The 20,726-nt window shown below is 58.6% G+C and carries 18 protein-coding genes; 14 read left to right on the top strand and 4 right to left on the bottom strand.

The features are described 5' to 3' along the window. Positions 1-83: 83 nt before the first annotated feature. The 11 genes from VGM18_13355 (at position 84) to VGM18_13405 (ending at position 10,460) form a co-directional block, all read left to right on the top strand. On the top strand, positions 84-1,880 hold the full coding sequence (locus tag VGM18_13355) for a nickel-dependent hydrogenase large subunit (GenBank protein ID HEY3973987.1): 1,797 nt from the start codon (positions 84-86) through the stop codon (positions 1,878-1,880). A gap of 17 nt (positions 1,881-1,897) precedes the next feature. Next, the gene (locus tag VGM18_13360; GenBank protein HEY3973988.1) at positions 1,898-2,461 is read left to right on the top strand and encodes a hypothetical protein; all 564 of its coding nucleotides are present in this window, start codon (positions 1,898-1,900) and stop codon (positions 2,459-2,461) included. Between the two features lie 55 nt (positions 2,462-2,516). Then, the gene (locus VGM18_13365; GenBank protein ID HEY3973989.1) at positions 2,517-3,185 is read left to right on the top strand and encodes a DUF5947 family protein; all 669 of its coding nucleotides are present in this window, start codon (positions 2,517-2,519) and stop codon (positions 3,183-3,185) included. Further along, entirely contained in the window at positions 3,178-3,861 is a 684-nt protein-coding gene (locus tag VGM18_13370; protein ID HEY3973990.1) for a DUF6084 family protein, read from the top strand. The genes VGM18_13365 and VGM18_13370 overlap by 8 nt, the downstream gene beginning before the upstream one ends. Continuing rightward, positions 3,858-4,874 carry a hypothetical protein gene (locus tag VGM18_13375; GenBank protein HEY3973991.1) on the top strand — a complete coding sequence of 339 codons (1,017 nt, stop codon included), beginning with the start codon at positions 3,858-3,860 and terminating at the stop codon, positions 4,872-4,874. The genes VGM18_13370 and VGM18_13375 overlap by 4 nt, the downstream gene beginning before the upstream one ends. Continuing rightward, positions 4,871-5,704 carry a hydrogenase maturation protease gene (locus VGM18_13380; protein HEY3973992.1) on the top strand — a complete coding sequence of 278 codons (834 nt, stop codon included), beginning with the start codon at positions 4,871-4,873 and terminating at the stop codon, positions 5,702-5,704. The genes VGM18_13375 and VGM18_13380 overlap by 4 nt, the downstream gene beginning before the upstream one ends. 34 nt (positions 5,705-5,738) lie before the next feature. Next, a complete protein-coding gene (locus VGM18_13385) occupies positions 5,739-5,942 on the top strand; it encodes a hypothetical protein (GenBank protein ID HEY3973993.1) in 204 nt (67 codons plus the stop codon). Between the two features lie 134 nt (positions 5,943-6,076). Next, on the top strand, positions 6,077-6,649 hold the full coding sequence (locus VGM18_13390; protein ID HEY3973994.1) for a YceI family protein: 573 nt from the start codon (positions 6,077-6,079) through the stop codon (positions 6,647-6,649). Between the two features lie 118 nt (positions 6,650-6,767). Further along, positions 6,768-7,355 carry a YceI family protein gene (locus tag VGM18_13395; protein HEY3973995.1) on the top strand — a complete coding sequence of 196 codons (588 nt, stop codon included), beginning with the start codon at positions 6,768-6,770 and terminating at the stop codon, positions 7,353-7,355. 125 nt (positions 7,356-7,480) lie between these two features. Further along, positions 7,481-9,763 carry a carbamoyltransferase HypF gene (hypF, locus tag VGM18_13400; GenBank protein ID HEY3973996.1) on the top strand — a complete coding sequence of 761 codons (2,283 nt, stop codon included), beginning with the start codon at positions 7,481-7,483 and terminating at the stop codon, positions 9,761-9,763. Positions 9,764-9,935: 172 nt separating this feature from the next. Continuing rightward, on the top strand, positions 9,936-10,460 hold the full coding sequence (locus VGM18_13405) for a carboxymuconolactone decarboxylase family protein (protein ID HEY3973997.1): 525 nt from the start codon (positions 9,936-9,938) through the stop codon (positions 10,458-10,460). An 81-nt stretch (positions 10,461-10,541) separates the two neighbouring features. Here VGM18_13405 and selB read toward each other — a convergent pair whose 3' ends face one another. Then, complete coding sequence (gene selB, locus VGM18_13410; protein HEY3973998.1) at positions 10,542-12,503, bottom strand: selenocysteine-specific translation elongation factor; 1,962 nt, start codon at positions 12,501-12,503, stop codon at positions 10,542-10,544. Between the two features lie 208 nt (positions 12,504-12,711). Between selB and purL the strand changes: the two genes are divergently transcribed. Next, complete coding sequence (purL, locus tag VGM18_13415; GenBank protein HEY3973999.1) at positions 12,712-15,090, top strand: phosphoribosylformylglycinamidine synthase subunit PurL; 2,379 nt, start codon at positions 12,712-12,714, stop codon at positions 15,088-15,090. A 96-nt stretch (positions 15,091-15,186) separates the two neighbouring features. Further along, positions 15,187-16,608 carry an amidophosphoribosyltransferase gene (gene purF, locus VGM18_13420; protein HEY3974000.1) on the top strand — a complete coding sequence of 474 codons (1,422 nt, stop codon included), beginning with the start codon at positions 15,187-15,189 and terminating at the stop codon, positions 16,606-16,608. A 551-nt stretch (positions 16,609-17,159) separates the two neighbouring features. On the opposite strand, the gene prmC is transcribed toward purF, so the two are convergent. Beyond that, positions 17,160-18,119, bottom strand: coding sequence for a peptide chain release factor N(5)-glutamine methyltransferase (gene prmC / locus VGM18_13425; protein ID HEY3974001.1), 960 nt, complete (start codon positions 18,117-18,119; stop codon positions 17,160-17,162). Positions 18,120-18,202: 83 nt separating this feature from the next. Next, entirely contained in the window at positions 18,203-18,685 is a 483-nt protein-coding gene (locus VGM18_13430) for a DinB family protein (protein ID HEY3974002.1), read from the bottom strand. A gap of 289 nt (positions 18,686-18,974) precedes the next feature. On the opposite strand from VGM18_13430, the gene VGM18_13435 reads away from it, so the two are divergent. After that, a complete protein-coding gene (locus VGM18_13435; protein ID HEY3974003.1) occupies positions 18,975-19,373 on the top strand; it encodes a type II toxin-antitoxin system VapC family toxin in 399 nt (132 codons plus the stop codon). 49 nt (positions 19,374-19,422) lie between these two features. On the opposite strand, the gene prfA is transcribed toward VGM18_13435, so the two are convergent. Continuing rightward, the gene (gene prfA, locus VGM18_13440; protein ID HEY3974004.1) at positions 19,423-20,499 is read right to left on the bottom strand and encodes a peptide chain release factor 1; all 1,077 of its coding nucleotides are present in this window, start codon (positions 20,497-20,499) and stop codon (positions 19,423-19,425) included. Between the last annotated feature and the right edge of the window lie 227 nt (positions 20,500-20,726).

Below are 20,726 nucleotides of genomic sequence, written 5' to 3' on the forward strand. Positions count from 1 at the left end.
TTTGGAATCTCGACCGAAAGAAGCTCGACGAACGGTCCCGAGACGCACTGAAAGACTGAAAGACGGTGAGAGGAGCATTCGAAATGAGTACGATTACTGCGCCAACTAACGAGGCCGCGACGAAAGGTAGAAACCTCGTCGAGATGAACTGGGATCCGATCACCAGAATCGTAGGCAGCCTGGGCATCTTCACCAAGATCGATTTCGCCAACCACCAGGTGGCTGAATGCCACAGCACTTCTTCGATTTTTCGTGGTTACAGCATCTTCATGAAGGGCAAAGATCCGCGCGACGCCCACTTCATCACCAGCCGCATCTGCGGCATTTGCGGCGATAATCACGCCACCTGCGCCACCTATGCGCAAAACATGGCCTTCGGCGTTCGCCCGCCCAACATGGCCGAGTGGATCGTGAACCTCGGCGAAGCCGCCGAGTATATGTTCGACCACAATATTTTTCAGGACAACCTGGTGGGCGTGGATTTCTGCGAACAGATGGTGAAAGAAACGAACCCGAAAGTTTGGGAGAAGGCGCAGAGCACCTTGGCGCCGCACTCCAACCTGCACGGATTCCGCACCATCGCCGACATCATGACCGCGCTCAATCCCTTCACTGGATCGTTCTATAAGGAAGCGCTGGTGATGAGCCGCATGACGCGTGAAATGTTCTGCCTGATGGAAGGCCGCCACGTGCATCCTTCCACGCTGTATCCGGGCGGAGTCGGTACCGTTCCGACGATCCAGTTGTTCACCGACTACATCGTCCGTCTCATGAAGTATGTCGAGTTCATGAAAAAAGTTCTCCCGTTGCACGACGACCTGTTCGACTTCTTCTACGAGGCTTTGCCAGGATACGAAGAAGTCGGACGGCGCCGCGTGCTGCTCGGGTGTTGGGGCTCATTCAACGATCCCGACTATTGCGACTACACCTACAAGAACATGACAGACTGGGGCCGCAAAATGTTTGTGACTCCCGGCGTTGTGGTAGACGGCAAGCTGGTTACGACCGATCTGGTCGATATCAATCTGCAAATCCGCATTCTGCTCGGCAGTTCGTATTACGATGACTGGCAGAATTCCGAAACTTTCGTGAAACAGGATCCTTTAGGCAATCCGGTGGACAAGCGTCATCCCTGGAACCAGACCACGATTCCGCGGCCGCAGAAGCGCGACTTTGGCGGGAAATACACGTGGGTCATGTCGCCACGCTGGCTCGACAAGCGCACCGGCGATCATCTTGCGCTCGATACCGGCGGCGGCCCGATCGCCCGCCTGTGGGCGACGGCGCTGGCGGGGCTGGTTGACATCGGCTATATCAAGTCCACCGGGCAGAGCGTCAAAATGTATTTGCCCAAGACCACTTCCCTGCCCGAAGTCGAATTCGAATGGAAAATTCCGAAGTGGAGCAATGCCATTGAACGCGACCGGGCCCGGACCTATTTCCAGGTCTACGCCGCCTGCGCCGCGCTTCACTTCGCCGAAAAAGCTCTCGAGGAATTGCATTCCGGCCGCACCAAAACCTGGAACGATTTCAAAGTTCCGGAAGAGGCCATTGGCTGCGGCTTCCACGAAGCCGTGCGCGGTGTACTGTCGCACCACGTCGTGATCCGCAAGGGCAAGATCGCGAACTACCATCCCTATCCACCGACACCGTGGAATGCCAATCCACGCGATGTCTACGGCACGCCGGGTCCATATGAAGACGCGGTGCAGAACACGCCCATCTTCGAGGAAAACGGTCCCGAAAAATTTAAGGGAATCGACATCATGCGGGCGGTGCGGAGTTTCGATCCGTGCCTGCCCTGCGGCGTACACATGTATCTAGGCAACGGAAAGGTGCTGGAGACACGGCACTCGCCCATGTTCGGCGTTCAGCCCTGAGGAGCTGAAGGAGGATTGTGCTCGACGAAGACGAAAAAGATTTCCAGCAGCGCATGCAGAAACTCGGCAGCCTGGTCCATGACCTGGAAACCATTGCGGATCCTGCATCGCGGGCCGCGGCCAAGGAACTCGTGCAACTTCTAATGGATTTGCACGGAACCGGTCTCGAACGAATTCTCGAAATTGTTTTTCAGTCCGGCGATGCGGGACACCGAATCATCGACGAACTGGGCCAGGATCAACTGATCGGTAGCCTGCTCGTGCTCTACGGACTTCACCCGGACGAATTGGAGACCCGCGTCGAACGCAAGCTCCGCCAGATCGCGTCCAAGCTGCACAAGATGGGAGCGGAAGCAAAATTGGTCAGCGTGAATGCCGGCGAGGTGCGCGTGCGCGCCCGCATCGACGGTCACGCCTGCGGATCGACGGGCAGGACAGTGCAGGCAACTCTGGAAGAAGCAATCTACGAAGCCGCTCCCGACTTAACCTCGCTGGTGGTGGAAGGCCTGGAAGAGCCCGCGGTTTCCGGCGGATTTATTGCCATTGAGAAATTGCTCGCAGTGTCGCCCCACTCTGTATGACTGTTGAAGAAATGAGTTGAAAGCACTACCGTGAACGCGAACTTGATCGCGAAGCATGATGAAGACGGAACAGCTTCGAGGAACATCGCAAGCCTTCGAGAGCTTGCGTCAGTTCGCCCGCAAGCCGCCGCGCCGTCCGATCGAAAAGTGCGAGATGTGCAGCGCGGAACTCTACCCAGAACATTCGCACCTGATTGAGTTGACGCAGCGCAGGCTGCATTGCGCCTGCGAGGCCTGTGCCATGTTGTTCAGCGGCCAGGCGGGAACCAAATATCGTCGCGTGCCTCGCGACGTGCGCATTCTGCCAAATTTCAGAATCACCGACGCCGAGTGGGACGGTCTACTGATCCCCATCAATCTCGCTTTCTTTTTCCAGAACAGCCTGAACTCGCGGGTCAGCGCGTTGTATCCCAGCCCGGCGGGAGCGACCGAGTCGCTGCTGCCGCTGGAGGCCTGGACCAGTATCGTGCAAGCGAATCCCGTGTTGAACCAACTGCAACCCGACGTCGAAGCTCTGCTGGTGAACCGCGTCGGCCTGGCGCGTGGCTCTTCTCCAACAGAATATTTCATCGTGCCGATCGATGCCTGCTACAAGCTGGTGGGATTGATTCGGCTTCACTGGCGTGGGCTGTCGGGCGGCACGGAAGTTTGGCAGCAGATTGGCGCCTTCTTCGCCGAACTGCGAGCCAGGGCAAGAATCGAATCCGAGGAGACGCATGCCTGATCTCGGGTTCACGATCGAAGTCGCTGAAGTAGTGAAGTTCTCTGCGACGCCCCAGATTGCGTTCAAGCTGCGCGTCAGCAACAGCGATCCCGCCGAAACCATCCACTCGATCGCACTGCGCTGCCAGATTCAAATCGAAGTCACGCGCCGCCGCTACACCGAAGAAGATCAGCAAAAGCTGCGCGATCTTTTCGGCGAGCCCGATCGTTGGAGCCAGACTCTCCGCAACCTGCTGTGGACCCACGTCAACCTAAACGTGCCCCCATTTCAGGGTTCCACGCTGGTCGATATGCCCGTGCCGTGTACATTCGATTTCAATGTCGGCGCCACCAAATACTTCCACGGACTGGGAGACGGCGAGGTTCCGCTCTGTGTGATGTTCAGCGGCACCATCTTTTATTCGCACCCCGGCTATTCGCACTCCGGCGAATCCATGCAGGTGTCGCTCATCTCCTGGGAGAAAGAAACGCGTTTCAGCATGCCGGTAAAAGTCTGGCGCGACATGATGGATTCCTATTATCCCAACACCGCATGGCTCTGCCTGCGCCGCGACCTCTTCGAGCGCGTGTACGAATACAAAGTAAAGCACGGCATTCCCACCTGGGAGCAGGCGCTCGAAAGCCTGCTGGAGGCGCAGCCGGAAGTGGCGATTGCCGAAGGGGCGGTGCACCGATGAATCTGGCATGCGTCGATCAGATCGCCAAGGCCGTGCTCTACGAGGGATATATGTTGTATCCCTACCGGCCGTCGTCGGTGAAAAATCGGCAGCGCTGGAATTTCGGCGTGGTCTATCCGCGGTCGTACAGCGAGGCTGGCGGCGGTGAAGAACCTTGCGGCATGCGGACCCAGTGTTTGGTTTCGGGCGGAGCGGATTCCAAGGCTTGTCCGACCCTGGAAGTCAGACTGCGGTTTTTGCAGTTGCAGACGCGCTCGACTCGACTCGGAGTTGAGGTGGGAACACGTGGACTTCCCGACGGATGGCAAGAGGCAGTCGAGCGGGAACTGAGTCTGCCGGAACTCGTGCTAGAAAAGCTTTTGCAGGAGACGGTGAAGCAAGCCTTCTTGTTTCCCTCGCAGATGCGGACCCGCGCGGAGCATGATCGTGTTCGCGGGCTGGTAAACGCAGTCGAACTCCGGCAAGAAGCGGTCGAAGGAGCGGTCGAAGTTTCAGCAGAGCTAGTTGGCGACAATCTGTACAAAGTCGGTATCGACGTGCAAAATCTGACTCCGCTCGAAATTCCCGCAGCGAATCGCGACGCGGCCCTCATGCAATCTCTGGTTTCGACACACACGATTCTGGGAATAAACAATGGCGGCTTCATCTCGCTGCTGGAGCCTCCGGCAGAATTGGAAGACTTAGCATCGGGCTGCCAGAACGTAGGCGCGTGGCCGGTGCTCGTCGGCGAGCGGGGACAGCGCGATACCCTGCTGGCCTCTCCGATCATTCTCTACGACTATCCGCAAATTGCACCGGAGAGTCCGGGCGATTTGTTCGACGGCACCGAGATCGACGAGATTCTGTCATTGCGCATCATGACTCTGACCGACGAGGAAAAGCGCGAAATTCGCGAATCCGACGACCGGGCGCGCCAGATTCTGGACAGGACTGAGTCCATGCCCGCGGAACAGTTCATGAAACTCCACGGCGCGATGCGCGGATTGCATCCCCACAAGGAGGAAACTCCATGAACGAGTGGGAATGGCAGTTGCTGGAAGACAAAACCACAGTCCGGTCAGCGACCATCGGCGGCGTTGACGTTCATGTGGGAGATCGCGTGCTCCTGCGTCCCCGGCAGGGCGGCGATGTGCTCGACATTGCCTTGGCGGGGCAGGTCGCGCTCATCGAAAGCATCGAGCAGGACTATGAGGGCAAATGTCACGTGTGCGTTGTGCTCGACGGCGATCCCGGTCGCGATTTAGGATTGCTCCGGCAGCCGGGGCATAGATTTTTCTTTGACGTCTCAGAAATCGAGCCTTTGTCGCCGCAGCAAGCGCATCCCACTCTTGCCAAGCCCGCAGCGAAAATTCTAGTAGCGGGCATTGGAAATATTTTTCTGGGCGACGATGGCTTTGGCGTGGAGGTGGCGAAGCGCCTCGCGTCTCACCAATTTCCTACAGGGGTGAAAGTCGTCGACTTCGGCATCCGCGGCTTTGATCTCGCGTATGCCCTTCAGGATGGCTACCAAACCGCCATCTTCGTCGATGCCTACCCTCATGGCCAGGCGCCCGGAACCGTATCCCTGGTCGAACCGGATCTGAGCAATCTCGACGAATCGCAGGAAGGCGTCCTCGAAACCCACGGAATGAATCCGGTGAACGTGCTGCGAATGGCGTCGGCCATGAACGGCGGGCTGACCAATAGCAATCTGAAGAAAGTTTTGCTCGTCGGCTGCGAGCCCATGACTTTCGGCGGTGAAGAAGGCCAGATGGGCTTGAGCGCTCCAGTCGCAGCGGCGATAGACGAAGCAGTTAAAATGATCGCGTCCGTGGTCGACCTGATTCTGAAGCCACTACAATAAGCAATCGAGAACTCATTTCAAAAGGAGATTAACCGTGCAGGAGAAGAACCATACCGATTCTGCTACCGACAAAGATACGCTGATGATGCTCGGTGGCGTGGCCTGTATCGTGTTTGGCGCAGGCCTGATCCTCTCGAACCCCATCGTTCGACGCTACCTCGGCCAGATGGGAGTGGGCAGCTTGGTGCAGGGGGCTTTGCCTGATCTCGACCGTTATATAAAATTGAGATCAATGTAGCTTTCGTTTGCGGGTAGGACCCATTTCCAGAGCGAGAAAGGGGAATGACATCGTGACTCTCGAACTTTGTTCAGTAGAACTTCGTTCAGTCGAGCTTTGTTCAGTCGAGCTTTGTTCAACGGTGTCTCCGACGTATGGCGCCGCAAACGGAAAAGCTGGTCACCTATGCAATCGATCCTAAGGCGAGTCAATTTACGGTGCAGGCCTTCGCCAGCGGACTCATTTCATCAGTAGCCCATAGCCCGAAGATCGCAATTCGAGAATATATGGCAAGCGTGAATTTCGTTCCAGGCACGCTGGCCGAAGCGAAACTGAAAGTTGTGGTCAAGAGTGCGAGCCTCCAGGTTCTGGACGAACTACGAGAAGCAGACAAGCGGGAACTGCATCGAGTGATGTATGACGAGGTGCTGGAAACCACGAAATTTCCCGAAATTGTGTTTCAGAGTTCGAACATCAGCAGCGACCAGATCAAAGAGAACTTGAACCGGGTCAATGTCGAGGGTCGGCTGTCGTTGCACGGAGAGACCAACAGCCAATCGTTTTTTGCCCAGCTAGCATTTGGCGTGGATTCATTTCGGGCCTATGGGGAATTTTCGTTGTTGCAAAGCGATTTCTCAATCCGGATCGCCTCGATCGCAGGAGGGACGCTGAAGCTGCAAGACGAGCTCAAGTTTTCTTTCTACGTGGTCGGGCGTAAGCAGAGCTAAGTCACAGTCCAAGACGAACGAATCCAAGACCAACGAATCCAAGACCAACGAGAGCTACGACTAACCGGATCTCATACGAACAAGATCGGCCGAACCAATGGATGAGGGGGAAAGTATAGTGCCTGCCACCGAACCCCTGTTGAAACACGCAACCACTCACTACTTCATCGACGCCAAAGCCAGCACTTTTGTGGCGCAAGTATTTGCCACCGGACTGCTGGCTTCGTTCGGGCACAATCCCAGGATTGCGATTCAAGCCTTTCAGGGCGAACTGAGCTTCAGCCTGACCGGCTCGATCATCGAAAATGCCCGTCTGCGAATCGGCATTCCAGCCGACGCTCTGGAAGTAGCCGACGATATCAGCGAGAAGGATCGCAGCGAGATCCACCGCAAGATGACGCAAGAGGCGCTGGAGACCGATCGCTTCCCGGAAATCGTCTACCAATGCTCGCGGCTTTCGGCCAGCGGCGGCGGCGATCGCTACTGGGTCGCGTTGAACGGGGAACTGACTCTGCACGGAGTCACGCGCGCATTGCCGGTCTCGGCGCGCGCGGTGATTAATGGCAACTCGGTGCGGGCTAGCGGTACGTTCTCCATCCGCCAAAGCGAATATGAAATCCCCGCCGTAACCGCCGCCGCCGGAGCCATCAGGCTGAAAGATGAAGTGAAGTGTACGTTTGACGTTATCGCTCGCAAGCAGGAATAACCCGCACCCGCCGCGAGATTTATGCGATGTCATCCTGAGCCTGCCCTCAGCGAAGTCGAGCGGATCTCAAGCGGAACCAGCCCGGCGCGCAAGCCAACGCGCTATGATCGGACGCGGAGTAAAGAATGGCAAACGCCTGTTCCATTCGAGTCCGCGGCGTTGTGCAAGGCGTCGGCTTCCGCCCGTTCGTCTATCGTCTGGCTCGTGAGAACTCTCTGGCCGGTTGGGTCTTGAACGGCGAGGCCGGCGTCGAGATCCACCTCGAGGGCTCTGAGGCCGCTCTGTCGGAATTCATTCGCGCTTTGAAAACGCAGGCGCCTGCCGCAGCCAGCATCTCTGAAATCGAAGTCACTCCCGCTGCGCCGCAAGGTCTGCAAGACTTCACGATCCACAGCAGCGAACATCGGGAACATCCCACGGTCCGCATTTCGCCCGACCTTTCGGTCTGCGACGCCTGCCTGCAAGAACTTTTCGATCCGGCAGATCGACGCCACGCTTACCCGTACATCAACTGCACGAACTGCGGTCCGCGATACTCCGTCGTGCTCAGTCTGCCTTACGACCGCTGCAACACAACAATGAAGCGCTGGCCGCTGGACTCGTATTGCGATTCCGAATATCACAATCCCGGGAACCGCCGCTTTCATGCGCAACCCGTAGCCTGCCCCGCATGCGGACCCAACTATTTCCTGCACGAACACGGAGAAAAAACCGCTGCCGGGGAGCCCGCAATCGAACGTGCCGCCATGCTTCTGGGCCTGGGCAAGGTTCTCGCAGTGAAGGGATTGGGTGGATATCACTTAGCCTGCGACGCGCGGAATGCCGCGGCCGTCGCGGCATTGCGCGAGCGGAAGTTTCGCAAGGAAAAACCGTTCGCGGTTATGGTGCGGAATCTCGATCTGGCCCGCACCCTCGCCGAGCTTTCCGCCGAGGCTGAAAAACTACTCTCCTCGGTGGCGCGCCCCATCGTCCTCGCGCCCGGCAAGACCAACCTCCCGGAGATTGCGCCTGGCAACAGAGAACTCGGCCTGATGCTCCCTTACACCCCGCTTCATCATCTGCTGTTCGCCGCTGGCGCGCCCGACGCTCTCGTGATGACGAGCGCGAATCGATCGAGCGAACCCATCGCTTACGAAGATGAGCAAGCTTTGGACTATCTGGCCGGAATCGCCGACGCTTTCCTGGTCGGCGAGCGTCCGATTGCGCGCCGCGTGGAAGATTCGGTCGTGCGCGATGGCGCCTTCGGCCCTCTCATTCTACGAAGATCTCGAGGCTATGCTCCCGGGGCGTTCGCGCTTCTGCCAGTCGAAGCTTTGCCAGTCGGAAGGCCCATCCTGGCCGTAGGTCCAGATCTAAAAAATACAATTACGCTGGTGGTTGAAGGGCAGGCCTTTGTAAGTCAACATATCGGCGATCTCTCTCACTACGAAGCCCTCCGCGCATTTCGCGAAACCATTGAAGACCTGGTCTCGATGTATGAAGTCTCATGGGACGATCTGCTGGTGGTGCACGATTGCCATCCACAATATGCGTCAACGACGCATGCCTTGGAACTGCCTGCCGCTCGCAAGAGAGCCGTGCAGCATCATCGTGCGCACGTTGCATCCGTGCTGGCCGAACGAGGCGCGTGGGAAAAGCGCGTCGTCGGCGTAAGCTTCGACGGCACCGGCTACGGCGATGACGGCGGCATTTGGGGCGGTGAAATATTTATCGGCAGCGTGACTCACGGTTTCGAGCGCGTCGCCCACTTGCGGCCGGCGATGCTCGCCGGCGGCGACGCTGCCGCGCAGAATCCCGTGCAGGCGGCGGCTGGATTCCTCGCCGAAATTGACAATCTGCCCGATCTCTCTGCATTTCCCTTCAACTTTCCCGGCCGCTACCGCGCTTCGCTGGAGTTGGTGCGAAAAAATGTTCGCTGCTTCGCCACCACCTCCGTAGGACGTCTCTTTGACACGCTGGCTGCGATTCTCGGATTCACGCGGCCCATCAGTTTCGAAGGACAGGCCGCGATCTGGCTGGAACAACTCGCGCGCAATGCGCGCCCAGCGGATTCCTATCCATTTCCCCTGGTGGAAAAAGAACTCGACTACCGGCCTCTCCTGCGTGCCGCCATCGACGACCGGATGCGCAGCCGGAATCCAGCCGAGATCGCTCGCGCCTTCCAGTTGGGCATCAGCCACGGCCTGCGCGATGCCGTGTTGTCTATGAGTGCGGCCAATGAGATCGATACGATCGTTCTCTCCGGCGGCGTCTTTCAGAATGAACTCCTGCTGGAAGATTTCGAGAACGCTGTCAGCGGCCAGTCGGTGCAGGTCTGGACCAATCATGCCGTGCCACCCAACGATGGAGGAATAAGTCTGGGACAGGCTGCCCTGGCGGCCTTCGGGCGTTTCAATCAGCGTCAATAGCCGCTCCCGTTATCGCGCGCAAAGTCACTTTTCAGGCAAGGTGAAGCATCTCCCACTCAACGGTCGCGATGCGTAGGCCAACCTGCACCATTATCAACTCCCTGTTCTGCTCCCGCCTGGGTCGCCGCGCTTCCTCTATCATGTGGAGATTCGATACCTCCGGGAGGATTGCATGGCTCGCATCGCTTTAGTCACACCAGAAAGTGCCTCACCAGAAGTTCAGGAAATTTACGAAAAGACGCTTCGCGGCAAACCCGGCAACGCCCAGAAAGCGCTCGCCCATCGCCCCGAGATGCTTAAGAACTTTCTCGGTTTTTACGCCAGCGTAGGTCGCTCCCTCGACCGCAAACTCTATGAACTCATCTACCTTCGCGTTTCGTTCATCAATCGGTGTCACTATTGCCTTCAACATCACGTCGCTTCCTCGAAGCGCGTGGGATTAACCGCCGAAGACTGGTCGGCCCTGAAAGCGGGAGACTATTCTCGCTACAGCGAAAAAGAACACGCCGCGCTGATTTACGTCGACAAACTAACCCGCACGCCCCAGATGACCGACGCCGACTTCGCTCCGCTGCTTAAGCATTTCTCCGAACCGGAAATCGTCGACATCCACCTCCTCACCGGTCTCGCCAACCTCACCAACCGCTTCACCGACCCGCTCGGCCTGGAAGTAGAATTCCCCGAAGAAAAAATCTAAAAGCTAGCCACGGATGTCCACGGATTCACACGGATAAATCGAAAAAATGTTTTATCCGTCTCGATCCGTGAAAATCCGTGGCTAAAGGATTTCCCGCACATCCCCCACCCGCCGGGTCACCCGCTCCCGGTCCAAATACTCCAGCAGCGGAATGGCATACTTCCGGCTGACTCCGGTCAACTCTTTGAACCTCGCCACATCCATTCGCGGAGACTTCGCCTTCTGCCCAGCGACCAGCCGCCGCAACTCTTCCAGCGCGGTCCGGTGAAATACCAATTCGTCGGAGATCTTGACCAGCAATTTATCGCGCAACAGCAAAGTCACAATTTTCTGCGCGCGTGTCTTATCTACCTTGAGCCCGGCGATCACCTCATGCAACGCCGGAACCTTCAATCCCGCCGTCGCAAACGCCACTTCAATTTTCTTCTTCGACTCCGCCTCTTCATCCTTCATCACCACGCCCTGCCCGGGCAACCGCACCAGATCGCCCGTCACTTCGAGTTTCCGGGCGCGCACCAGGGCATCGACTATCGCCTCGAATATCACGACGCCAACACGCCCCTGTTCACGCAACTGCTCCCGTCCGACGCCCGCCACCAGCGGATTTCGCATGTGAAATTGTTCAGCCATCCGAACCAGTTCCACCTTGAGAGTTTCCGCCGCAGACGCGTCCACCAGCACTTCACCGATGCGGACAACTTGCCCTTGCCGCACCACGCCCGCCAGCCACTTCTCAATCGCCCCTCGCGTCAGTCCAGTCTCGGCAACCAACTCTGCCAAAGTCAGTCCCGCCGCGCGCCGCCGCGCAACCCTCGCCGGAAGAATTTGTTCAACCTTTCCTGTCGCCAACAATTCCAAGAAGCTCGTGACACCGCTAGCCCGCTTCTGCGGAGTCGCATCCAGCACCACTCCGCCCCCAATCGTTACGACCGGAGAAAACTGGCGCAGAATAAACCGATCCCCCGGCAACAGCAGCGCAGCTTCACGCAGGATGATCCGCGCATAACGGTTCTCGCCGGGCGCAATCTGTTTCTTTTCTCCATACGGACGTATCTCGGCCACCGTCTCCATCGTGTTGCAATGAAAGTGAACCTTGGTTCGATCTTTCAGCGAACGCGGCGCCGAGGAAAGCAGGCACAATCGCGCATCTACTTCCCGCGTCGTCGTGAATGTTCCTACCGGGGCCAGCGTCATCCCTCGCGCCAGGTCTTCCCTGCTCGCGCCCGCCAGATTCAGTGCAGTTCGTTGCCCGGCCACCGCCGCGTCTGAAGATTCTCCGTGGACCTGTGCTCCACGCACGCGAATTCTTCGACCAATAGGAAATACTTCCAACTCGTCTTCGCGATGAATGGTTCCCGCCACCAGCGTTCCGGTCACCACCGTCCCGAATCCCTTCATCGTAAAGACACGATCGATCGGCAAACGCACCAGCGTCGTCGCATCGCGCGGCCGCACTTCCGCCGCTGCTGCGACGATCGCCCGCTTCAGTTCGTCCAGTCCCGCCCCCGTCAGCGCGCTGACGGCAACAATCGGAGATTTCGGGGTTTCCAGGAATGTCCCGCGCAGAAACTCCTCGACCTCCAACCGGGCCACGTCGAGCATCTCCGCATCCACCGCGTCGGATTTCGTCAGCACCGTGATTCCGCGCTGCACTCCCAGCAATTGCAGAATGTCAAAGTGCTCCCGGGTCTGCGGCTTGATCGACTCATCTGCCGCAATCGCCAGCAGCACCAGATCGATCCCGCCCACCCCCGCCAGCATGTTGCGTACAAAACGTTCGTGCCCCGGCACATCCACAAATCCCAGCCGCAGCGTCTCGCCGCGCAGCGTGGAGCCCTGGAGTGTGGAGCCCCGCAGCGTGGAGTCCCGGACGCCCTCGTCCGGGGAGGCCGGCAAATCCATGTGCGCGAATCCCAAATCAATCGTGATCCCCCGCCGCTTCTCTTCTTCCAACCGGTCGGCATCAATCCCGGTCAGCGCCTTCACCAGCGCCGTCTTACCGTGATCGATATGCCCCGCCGTTCCCACAATGATCGATTTCATCTCAACAGAATCGTAGCAGGAGCGTGCAGTCGCAGGTTGCAGTCAAAGAGCGATGTCATCCTGACCGGAGCCGTTCTTCAGGCGAAGGGAAGGATCTCAGCGCAACGGATGCGTGACGTAAGCCGACGACCGACGACCGAAGACCGAAGACTAACGACCAACGACCCCAGACCGACGACCGCTTTATGCGACAATAGAAGCTCCTCCCATGCCCACGACTGTCACCCAAGCCTTCACCCCGGAGACCCTCCGCCAGCACGGCCTCACGCCCGACGAATACGAAAAAATCAAGCAGCTTCTCGGCGGCCGCGAGCCCACGCTCACCGAACTCGGCATCTTCAGCGTGATGTGGAGCGAGCACTGCTCCTACAAATCCTCCCGCGTGCATCTCAAGCGCCTGCCTACTCGCAGCAAGATCGTCTTGCAGGGCCCCGGAGAAAATGCCGGCATCATCGACATCGGCGACGGCTGGGCCTGCGCGTTCAAAATCGAATCCCACAACCACCCCAGCTTCATCGAGCCCTTCCAGGGCGCAACCACCGGCGTAGGCGGCATCCTCCGCGACATATTCACCATGGGCGCAAGACCGGTAGCGGTCATGGACTCCCTACGGTTCGGCCCGATCACACCACACGTGGCCCCGGACGCGTTCGTCCGGGGTACGACCGAAATCACGCCCGACATTCCTTCCGAAGGACGGACGAATGCGTCCGTTCCCACGCAAGCCGAACTCCACAAAAACCATTCCATCCTCGAAGGTGTGGTCGCCGGCGTTGCCTCTTACGGCAACTGCTTCGGCGTTCCCAACCTCGGCGGCGAAACCAAGTTCCAGCCCTGCTACTCCGGCAATCCGCTCGTCAACGCCTTCGCCCTCGGCCTCGTACGAAAAAATGAAATCTTTTATGCCAGGGCGGCGGGAGAAGGCAATCCCGTGATCTACGTCGGCGCCAAGACCGGACGCGACGGCATTCACGGTGCCACCATGGCCAGCGAAGAATTCAGCGCGGCTTCCGAAGCCAAGCGCCCCAACGTGCAAGTCGGCGATCCGTTCCTCGAAAAACTTCTTCTCGAAGCCTGTCTCGAAGCCATGCAGACCGGCGCCGTTATTGGTATTCAGGACATGGGCGCAGCCGGACTTACCTGTTCGACCTGCGAGATGGGCGGACGCGGCGGCGTGGGCATCGAGATCGAACTTGATCGCGTCCCCCAGCGCGAAACCGGCATGACTCCCTACGAGATCATGCTCAGCGAATCGCAGGAGCGCATGCTGCTGGTCGCGCAAAAAGGCCGCGAGCAAGAAGTCTTCCGCGTCTTCGAAAAATGGGGACTCGATGCCGTCGAAGTCGGCAAGGTCATCCCCGACAACAAACTGCGCGTCCTCGAACACGGCAAACTTGTAGCCGAGATACCGAATCCCGCATTGACCGATGAAGCGCCGCTGTACAAACGTCCGCTGGCGCGCTGGGAACCGCCGGTTCCGCGCGAGAAGCCGGAGCACGTCAAATTCGCCGCCGGAGATTTCACTGCGAATCTCAAGCAAGTGCTCGCCAGCCCTAACATCTGCGGCAAGCGCTGGGTGTGGCAGCAATACGATCACATGGTGCAGACCAACACTGTCGAAGCCCCTGGCGCAGGTGACGCAGGCGTGATCCGCATCAAAGGTTCGCAACGCGGCCTGGCGATGGCGCTCGACGGTAACGGCCGCTGGTGCTATCTCGATCCGCGCCTCGGCGCAATGCACGCGGTCGCCGAAGCCGCCCGCAAAGTCGCTTGCTCTGGAGCAACTCCGGTCGGCGCCACGAATTGCCTGAACTTCGGCAATCCCGAGAAGCCGCACATTATGTGGCAGTTCTCGCAAACCATCGACGGCATCACCAAAGCTTGCGAGGAACTCGAAATTCCCATCACCGGCGGCAACGTCAGCTTTTACAACGAGACGCTCGGCGAGGGCATTTATCCCACGCCCGTGCTCGGAGTCGTCGGCATTCTCGAAGACGTGCACAAGGCCGCGAAAATGCACTTCGCCGCCCCCGGACGCACCATCGTGCTATTGCGCGCCGGCGAGCCCGGCGATATCACCGATGCAGAAGTCGAGTTTGGCTCCTCCGAGTACGCGAAAGAAATTTTGGGCAGCCTCTGGGGATATCCGCCACAACTCGATCTCGAAAGGGAAGCCGCGTTGCAGAAGGCCATCATCGAAATGATTCAGCAAGGCTTGGTCGAATCGGCGCACGACTGCGCCGACGGCGGCGTCGCGGTTGCGTTGGCGGAGAAAGCATTCCCGAAAAATGTAGGCGCACGCGTGAACCTGGCCTCTGACGGCCTTTTCCCCGAGTATGCCCTGTTCGGCGAAGACGCCAGCCGCATCCTGATCTCTTGCGACCCAGCCCATGTAACGCGAATCAAACAAGTAGCGGCGAGTCACGGCGTCACAGCAGACGTAATCGGAGAAACAATTCCAGAACATCTGGAAATTTCGCTGGATGGAAAAATCGTAATCTCAGCGCCGGTGAAAGAATTATGCAACTCGTACGAAAACGCGTTGCAGTCGGCGCTGCAAACCGATCCTGAACTGGTAGCAAGTTAAAGCAGAAGGAAAGATCTGAACCACAGAGGTCACTGAGAAACACAGAGGCGTCAAAGGCTTCTAGCTAGAAGCTAGAAGCCAGGAGCTAGAAGCTTAATGCCCGACAAATTTCACGACGAGTGCGGCGTAGTCGCAATCTTCGCCCATCCTGAAGCGGAAAAGTTGGCCTACCTTGGGCTGCATGCGTTGCAGCATCGCGGCCAGGAATCGGCCGGCATCGTCACCTCCGACGGCCTGACTTCGCACGCCCACAAGGCCATGGGCTCAGTGGCCGACATCTTTACCGAAGACGTGCTCTCGAAAATGCGCGGCTCGCTCGCCATCGGCCATACGCGCTATTCGACAGCCGGAGACTCCGCGCTGCTGAATGCGCAGCCGATCCTGGTGCAGTCCAACAAAGGCTCGATCGCCCTTGCCCACAACGGCAACCTGACCAATGCGCAACACGTGCGCGCCCGCCTTGAGAGTCAAGGCTCGATTTTTCAGACCAACAGCGACACCGAAGTCATCGTTCATCTGATCGCGCTCTCAAAAGAACAAACTCTGCCGGAAGCCGTAGCCGATGCGCTGCGGCGGGTGGAAGGTGCGTTTTCGCTGGTGATGATGAGCAACGATCGCGTGTTCGCCGTCCGCGACCCGCGCGGCTTTCGCCCGCTCGCCATGGGGCGCATCGCCGCGCTCGAAGGTCAGAAGCACGACACCGTCGTCTTCGCCTCCGAGACCTGCGCCTTTGATCTCATCGGCGCTGAATACATTCGCGATGTAAAGCCGGGTGAACTGATCGTCGTCGGATCCGAGGGCGTGAGTTCGCGTTTTTATACCAGCGCCGCGCCGCAATCAAGTTGCATTTTCGAACACGTATACTTCTCGCGTCCTGACAGTATCGTCTTCGGCCGCGCCGTGCAGGCCAGTCGGGAAGAACTTGGCCGCCAACTCGCGCGCGAAGCGGGAGTGGAGGCCGATCTGGTCGTACCCGTGCCCGATTCCGGCGTGACCGCTGCTGTTGGCTATGCCGCCGAGAGCGGCATCCCGTTTCGCTTTGGCCTGATTCGCAATCACTACGTCGGACGCACCTTCATCGAGCCCAGCCAGAGTGTGCGCGACTTCGGCGTGAGATTGAAATTGAATCCGGTGCGTTCGCTGCTGCAAGGCAAGCGCGTGGTGCTGATCGACGATTCGATCGTGCGCGGCACGACCAGCCGCAAGATTGTCCGCATGATCCGCAACGCCGGGGCGAAAGAAGTGCACATGCGGATTTCGTGCCCGCCCACAATCTCGCCGTGTTACTACGGCGTAGACACTCCATCGAAGAAGCAACTCATCGCCGCCAACAAGTCCGTCGACGAGATCCGTGACTACATCGGCGCCGATTCGCTGGCTTATCTCTCCATCGAAGGCCTGAAGAAGGCCTGCGGGGAAGGCGAGAAGATTTCTTACTGCTCGGCCTGCTATACAGGGAACTATCCGACCGACATCATCGATGTCGAGGAAATATTGCCGGCGGCGGTGCGGCGGTGAGTTCGGGCGTCCACGTTAGACCTCGGGAACCTCGGCCCTCGGCCTCAACCTTGGACCCAAGATCAACAACGGCTTCTTCGCTGTTGTAAGTCGTTGAAAAAGCGCGGCGCTTGCAGGATATTTCTCCAAGACGTACATAAATGTACATACATATTTGCAGGCCGTTCGCCTTGGCTCCCGGCCGCATGATCCGCAATCCGAGCGTCGTGCCCGATGCCATTTCCTGAGCCGGAAACGCTACTGGCATCGACGATCGGCATCGCGAGCGCCGTAACCCTCCTGCGTACGAAATTAATGCACACTGTGGCTTCCTGAAGCTCCCTACGACATTTCAACGACTTGCACGAAAATGCAATAGCTTACACGAAAGCTCAACGACTTAGCCGCGAGCGTGCCTGCCAGTTATTCATTCAAGCTGGTTTCTTTGCGTTCTTTGCGGAATTTCTTCGCGTCCTTTGCGTTAGAGCTGTTGATTTTCGCCTCTAGAACAAAAAACTCAACGCAAAGGCCGCTAAGCTGCGGCAAAGAACGCAAAGCGGCGATTGGGAAAATCAGCCTGCTGGCTTCCGCGCCTGGACCACTCGTGGGATCGATTGCAAGTCGTTGACGATGCGCACGGCGCCCCATCCGCTCAAGAGCCGTTTCGTTTCTTCGGCGATCGTTCCGCTGATTTCCAGAATCAGCCAGCCGCCGGGACGCAAGGCCGCATGCGCCTGCGGAATCAGCCTGGAAATGACCTCCAAACCGGTAGGTCCCGCAAACACGGCATTGCGCGGCTCAAACTTGCGCACCTCCATCTGCACCTGATATTCCTCCGACTCGCCGACATAGGGCGGGTTCGAGATAACGAAGTCGAAAGGCCCGACGATGCCTTCGAGCAGATCTGTCTGATGGAACTGAATGCGATCGGCAAGTTGCAACCGCGCCGCATTCGCGCGCGCGATGTCCAGAGCGGCAGCCGAGATATCGGTCGCATGAATTTCAGCGCGAGGAAATTCCTTGGCCAGCGCCAGAGCAATGCAGCCGGAGCCGGTGCCGACGTCGACGATACGAACGTCAGACCTCGGACCTCGGACCTCGGACGATGAGTCCAGACCAATGTGGGGCAACCCAATGTGGGGCAACCCAATGTGGAGCGGGCACTCCTGCCCGCCAACTCTAGTCACGTCAATCACAGCTTCGATCAAATGCTCCGTCTCCGGCCGCGGAATCAGCACTGCCGGGCTGACGATCAGATCCATCCCCCAGAACTCCTGATGCCCGGTGATGTATTGCGCCGGCACGCCGCGCGCGCGTTCGGCCAAAGCAGATTCGTAGCGAGCCCGCTCGTCCGCCGTAAGTTCGCGCTCGGGATGCGCGAATAAATATGCGCGATCACAGTTCAGCGTGAACATTAGGAGGGTCTCCGCGTTGAGGCGCGGCGATGGCACATTGTTCGCCGTAAGGCGCGCGATGGCTGACGCGAGAACTTCTTTTAGCTGCACGCGGTCGATTTTAACCACAGAGGGCACAGGGGAACACAGAGTAAAGTCGGGTGCCCCATTTCTCGCGTCTTTTGCGAGAAGTAGGGATTTTTGGCGTGGGCACGGCGTTGTTAGCCGATGCCCTGGTCAGCCAGTCGGGCGTGCTCGTACGTCAGATAGATCATCTGCCCGATGTGATGCTGCATGTGGGCGGCGCATTGCAGGATCATGTCGAGGCGATTGCTGCAATTGCTGCCGACGCCTGAGTACTCTTTGGTCCAATCGTCCGGCGACTGCGCGCTGATAGTTTTCTGCACCATGGCGACTGCATCATCGAAACTCCTCAGCGCTTCGGCTTTCGACGGCGGATTGGGATCGTTGAATTCGCGCGGGCGGTCGCGGAAGTATCCCGTCTGCGCGATCTGCGCGCCAATGTAGTAACTCAGGTTGCCGGTCAGGTGCAGCACGAGATGGCCGAAGCTGTTGCCATAAGGGAACGGCTTTCGCCAAAACTGGGCCTCGCTGAGCGGCGTGGCCAGTTCGCGCACGCGGGCGGCATTCGCGGCGTAGCGGGTGAAGAGAACAGTCGAGAGAGCTGAGTGCAGGTCCGTCACATTCCTCCTTATTCTTTTCCGGGAAGCTCTTGCTCGGCCAAGTATAATCGGGCAGAAGGGACACACACTTCATGACTTTCGAGGAACAGGTCCTCCAGAAGTTGCGCGATTTGCCTCCGCAGAGGCAAAAGGAAGTTCTCGCCTTCGTCACTCGGCTGCAAGAGAGGTCCGAGCGAAGGTACCGCAGCCTGCGAGGGCTTTGGGCCGACCTCGACTTGCGCGTGAGCGAGAACGACATATCGAGCGCCCGTCGCGAAATGTGGGGAAATTTCCCCAGAGACGTTTCCTGATGCCTCTGGTGCTGGACACCCACGCCATCATCTGGTTTCTTTCCGGCTCGTCACAACTGTCCGCAAGAGCGCGCTCCGCGATCGAAAACGTGGAGCGCGATGACGACGGGATTTTTGTCTCAGCGATATCACTGGTTGAAATAATCTATCTCTGTGAGAAGGGTAGACTGCCGGCGGAGGCATGGGAAAGACTCAAGGCCGCGTTGGAAGACCCCGCTGGAAACGTGGTCGTGGTTCCGCTCGACGCTGCTGTTGCACGAGCCGTTCAGGAAGTGAATCGAGGTGAGGTTCCTGACATGCCCGATCGCATCATCGCGGCGACAGCCGCCTCTCTGAAAGCGGAGCTAGTTACGCGTGATCGACGGTTGCAATCCTCTGGTGTTCGAACTCTCTGGTAAGGCTTCGCCCTGGCGGGACAGCCGGGGCGGCTGCCGCTACGTGAGCATCTTAGGCTACGGTTGCCGATTCCTGCTTCAGCTTCTCTGCCTGATAGTGCGTTGTGAGCGCTTCGATCAGGGGTTGCAGTTTGCCGTCCATCACCTGTTCGAGTTGGTGGATGGTGAAGCCGATGCGGTGGTCGGTGAGGCGGTTCTGGGGGAAATTGTAGGTGCGGATTTTTTCGCTGCGGTCGCCGGAGCCGACCATTGCCTTGCGTTCTTTGGCCAGCGCCGACTGCTGCTTTTCCATTTCAATTTCGTAAAGCCGCGAGCGCAGGACGCGCATACCTTTTTCGCGATTCTTGATCTGCGACTTTTCGTCCTGGCAACTGACGACGGTATTGGTCGGAATGTGGGTGATGCGCACCGCCGAGTAGGTCGTGTTCACCGACTGGCCCCCCGGACCCGACGAGCAGAAGGTGTCGATGCGCAGGTCCTTGGCTTCGATCTTGACGTCCACGTCTTCGGCCTCGGGCAGCACCGCGACAGTGATGGCGGAGGTATGCACGCGCCCCTGCGTCTCCGTTGCCGGCACACGCTGCACGCGGTGCACACCGGACTCATACTTGAGCTGCGAGTAGACACGGTCGCCTTCGATGATGGCGATGACTTCCTTCAATCCGCCGATGCCGGACTCCGAGGACGACAGCACCTCCACCTTCCAGCGATGCTGCTCAGCGAAGCGTGAGTACATGCGGAAGATCTCCGCCGCGAAGAGCGAGGCCTCGTCGCCGCCGGTGCCGGCGCGGATCTCCAGGATGACGTTCTTCTCGTCGTTCGGGTCCTTGGGCAGCAGCTTCAGCTTCAGATCTTCTTCGATCTTGGGCAGTCGCTCTTCCAGCTGCGTCAGCTCATCCTGCGCCATGGCGCGGATCTCGGGATCGGTCTCCGCGAGCATGAGCTGAGAATCGGCGATGCCTTGTTTGGTCCGCTGATAATCGCGGAAGGTGTCGACCACGGACTGCAGGTCGCGGTGCTGCTTGGCCACCTTCTGGTACTTTTCGTGATCGTTGACAACCTCGTCAGAGGCCATCTCGCGGCCCAGCTCTTCGTAGCGGGCGGCAATCTGTTCCAGGCGTTCAAACATCGGGAGTCTCCTCGGCCATGGCGGCCGGTGTGGATCGATTCAGATAATGGGATAGGACGCGGCGAGGCAATGGCGGCGGGAGCCGCTAGAGGAGAGTGCCCGGGAAGTGGATGAGGCGCAACATCGCTGCTATTAGAGTATCGCGGGTGGCTGCCGGATGCATCTACAACGTTTGCCGGACGAAGAGCGGAAGAATGACTGATCTGGAACCCTGGGCGGAGTTGTGC

Origin of the sequence: Candidatus Sulfotelmatobacter sp. (genome assembly GCA_036500765.1) — a bacterium.
Classification (GTDB): domain Bacteria; phylum Acidobacteriota; class Terriglobia; order Terriglobales; family Acidobacteriaceae; genus Sulfotelmatobacter.

Excerpts from the sequence above, each read along its gene's own strand:
- VGM18_13355 (HEY3973987.1), top strand. The coding sequence starts at position 84 with ATGAGTACGATTACTGCGCCAACTAACGAGGCCGCGACGAAAGGTAGA.
- selB (HEY3973998.1), bottom strand. The coding sequence starts at position 12,503 with ATGAAATCGATCATTGTGGGAACGGCGGGGCATATCGATCACGGTAAG.
- hypF (HEY3973996.1), top strand. The coding sequence starts at position 7,481 with ATGGCAAACGCCTGTTCCATTCGAGTCCGCGGCGTTGTGCAAGGCGTC.
- VGM18_13435 (HEY3974003.1), top strand. The coding sequence starts at position 18,975 with ATGCCTCTGGTGCTGGACACCCACGCCATCATCTGGTTTCTTTCCGGC.
- VGM18_13405 (HEY3973997.1), top strand. The coding sequence starts at position 9,936 with ATGGCTCGCATCGCTTTAGTCACACCAGAAAGTGCCTCACCAGAAGTT.
- VGM18_13365 (HEY3973989.1), top strand. The coding sequence starts at position 2,517 with ATGATGAAGACGGAACAGCTTCGAGGAACATCGCAAGCCTTCGAGAGC.
- purF (HEY3974000.1), top strand. The coding sequence starts at position 15,187 with ATGCCCGACAAATTTCACGACGAGTGCGGCGTAGTCGCAATCTTCGCC.
- VGM18_13390 (HEY3973994.1), top strand. The coding sequence starts at position 6,077 with ATGGCGCCGCAAACGGAAAAGCTGGTCACCTATGCAATCGATCCTAAG.
- VGM18_13380 (HEY3973992.1), top strand. The coding sequence starts at position 4,871 with ATGAACGAGTGGGAATGGCAGTTGCTGGAAGACAAAACCACAGTCCGG.
- purL (HEY3973999.1), top strand. The coding sequence starts at position 12,712 with ATGCCCACGACTGTCACCCAAGCCTTCACCCCGGAGACCCTCCGCCAG.
- VGM18_13370 (HEY3973990.1), top strand. The coding sequence starts at position 3,178 with ATGCCTGATCTCGGGTTCACGATCGAAGTCGCTGAAGTAGTGAAGTTC.
- VGM18_13375 (HEY3973991.1), top strand. The coding sequence starts at position 3,858 with ATGAATCTGGCATGCGTCGATCAGATCGCCAAGGCCGTGCTCTACGAG.
- prfA (HEY3974004.1), bottom strand. The coding sequence starts at position 20,499 with ATGTTTGAACGCCTGGAACAGATTGCCGCCCGCTACGAAGAGCTGGGC.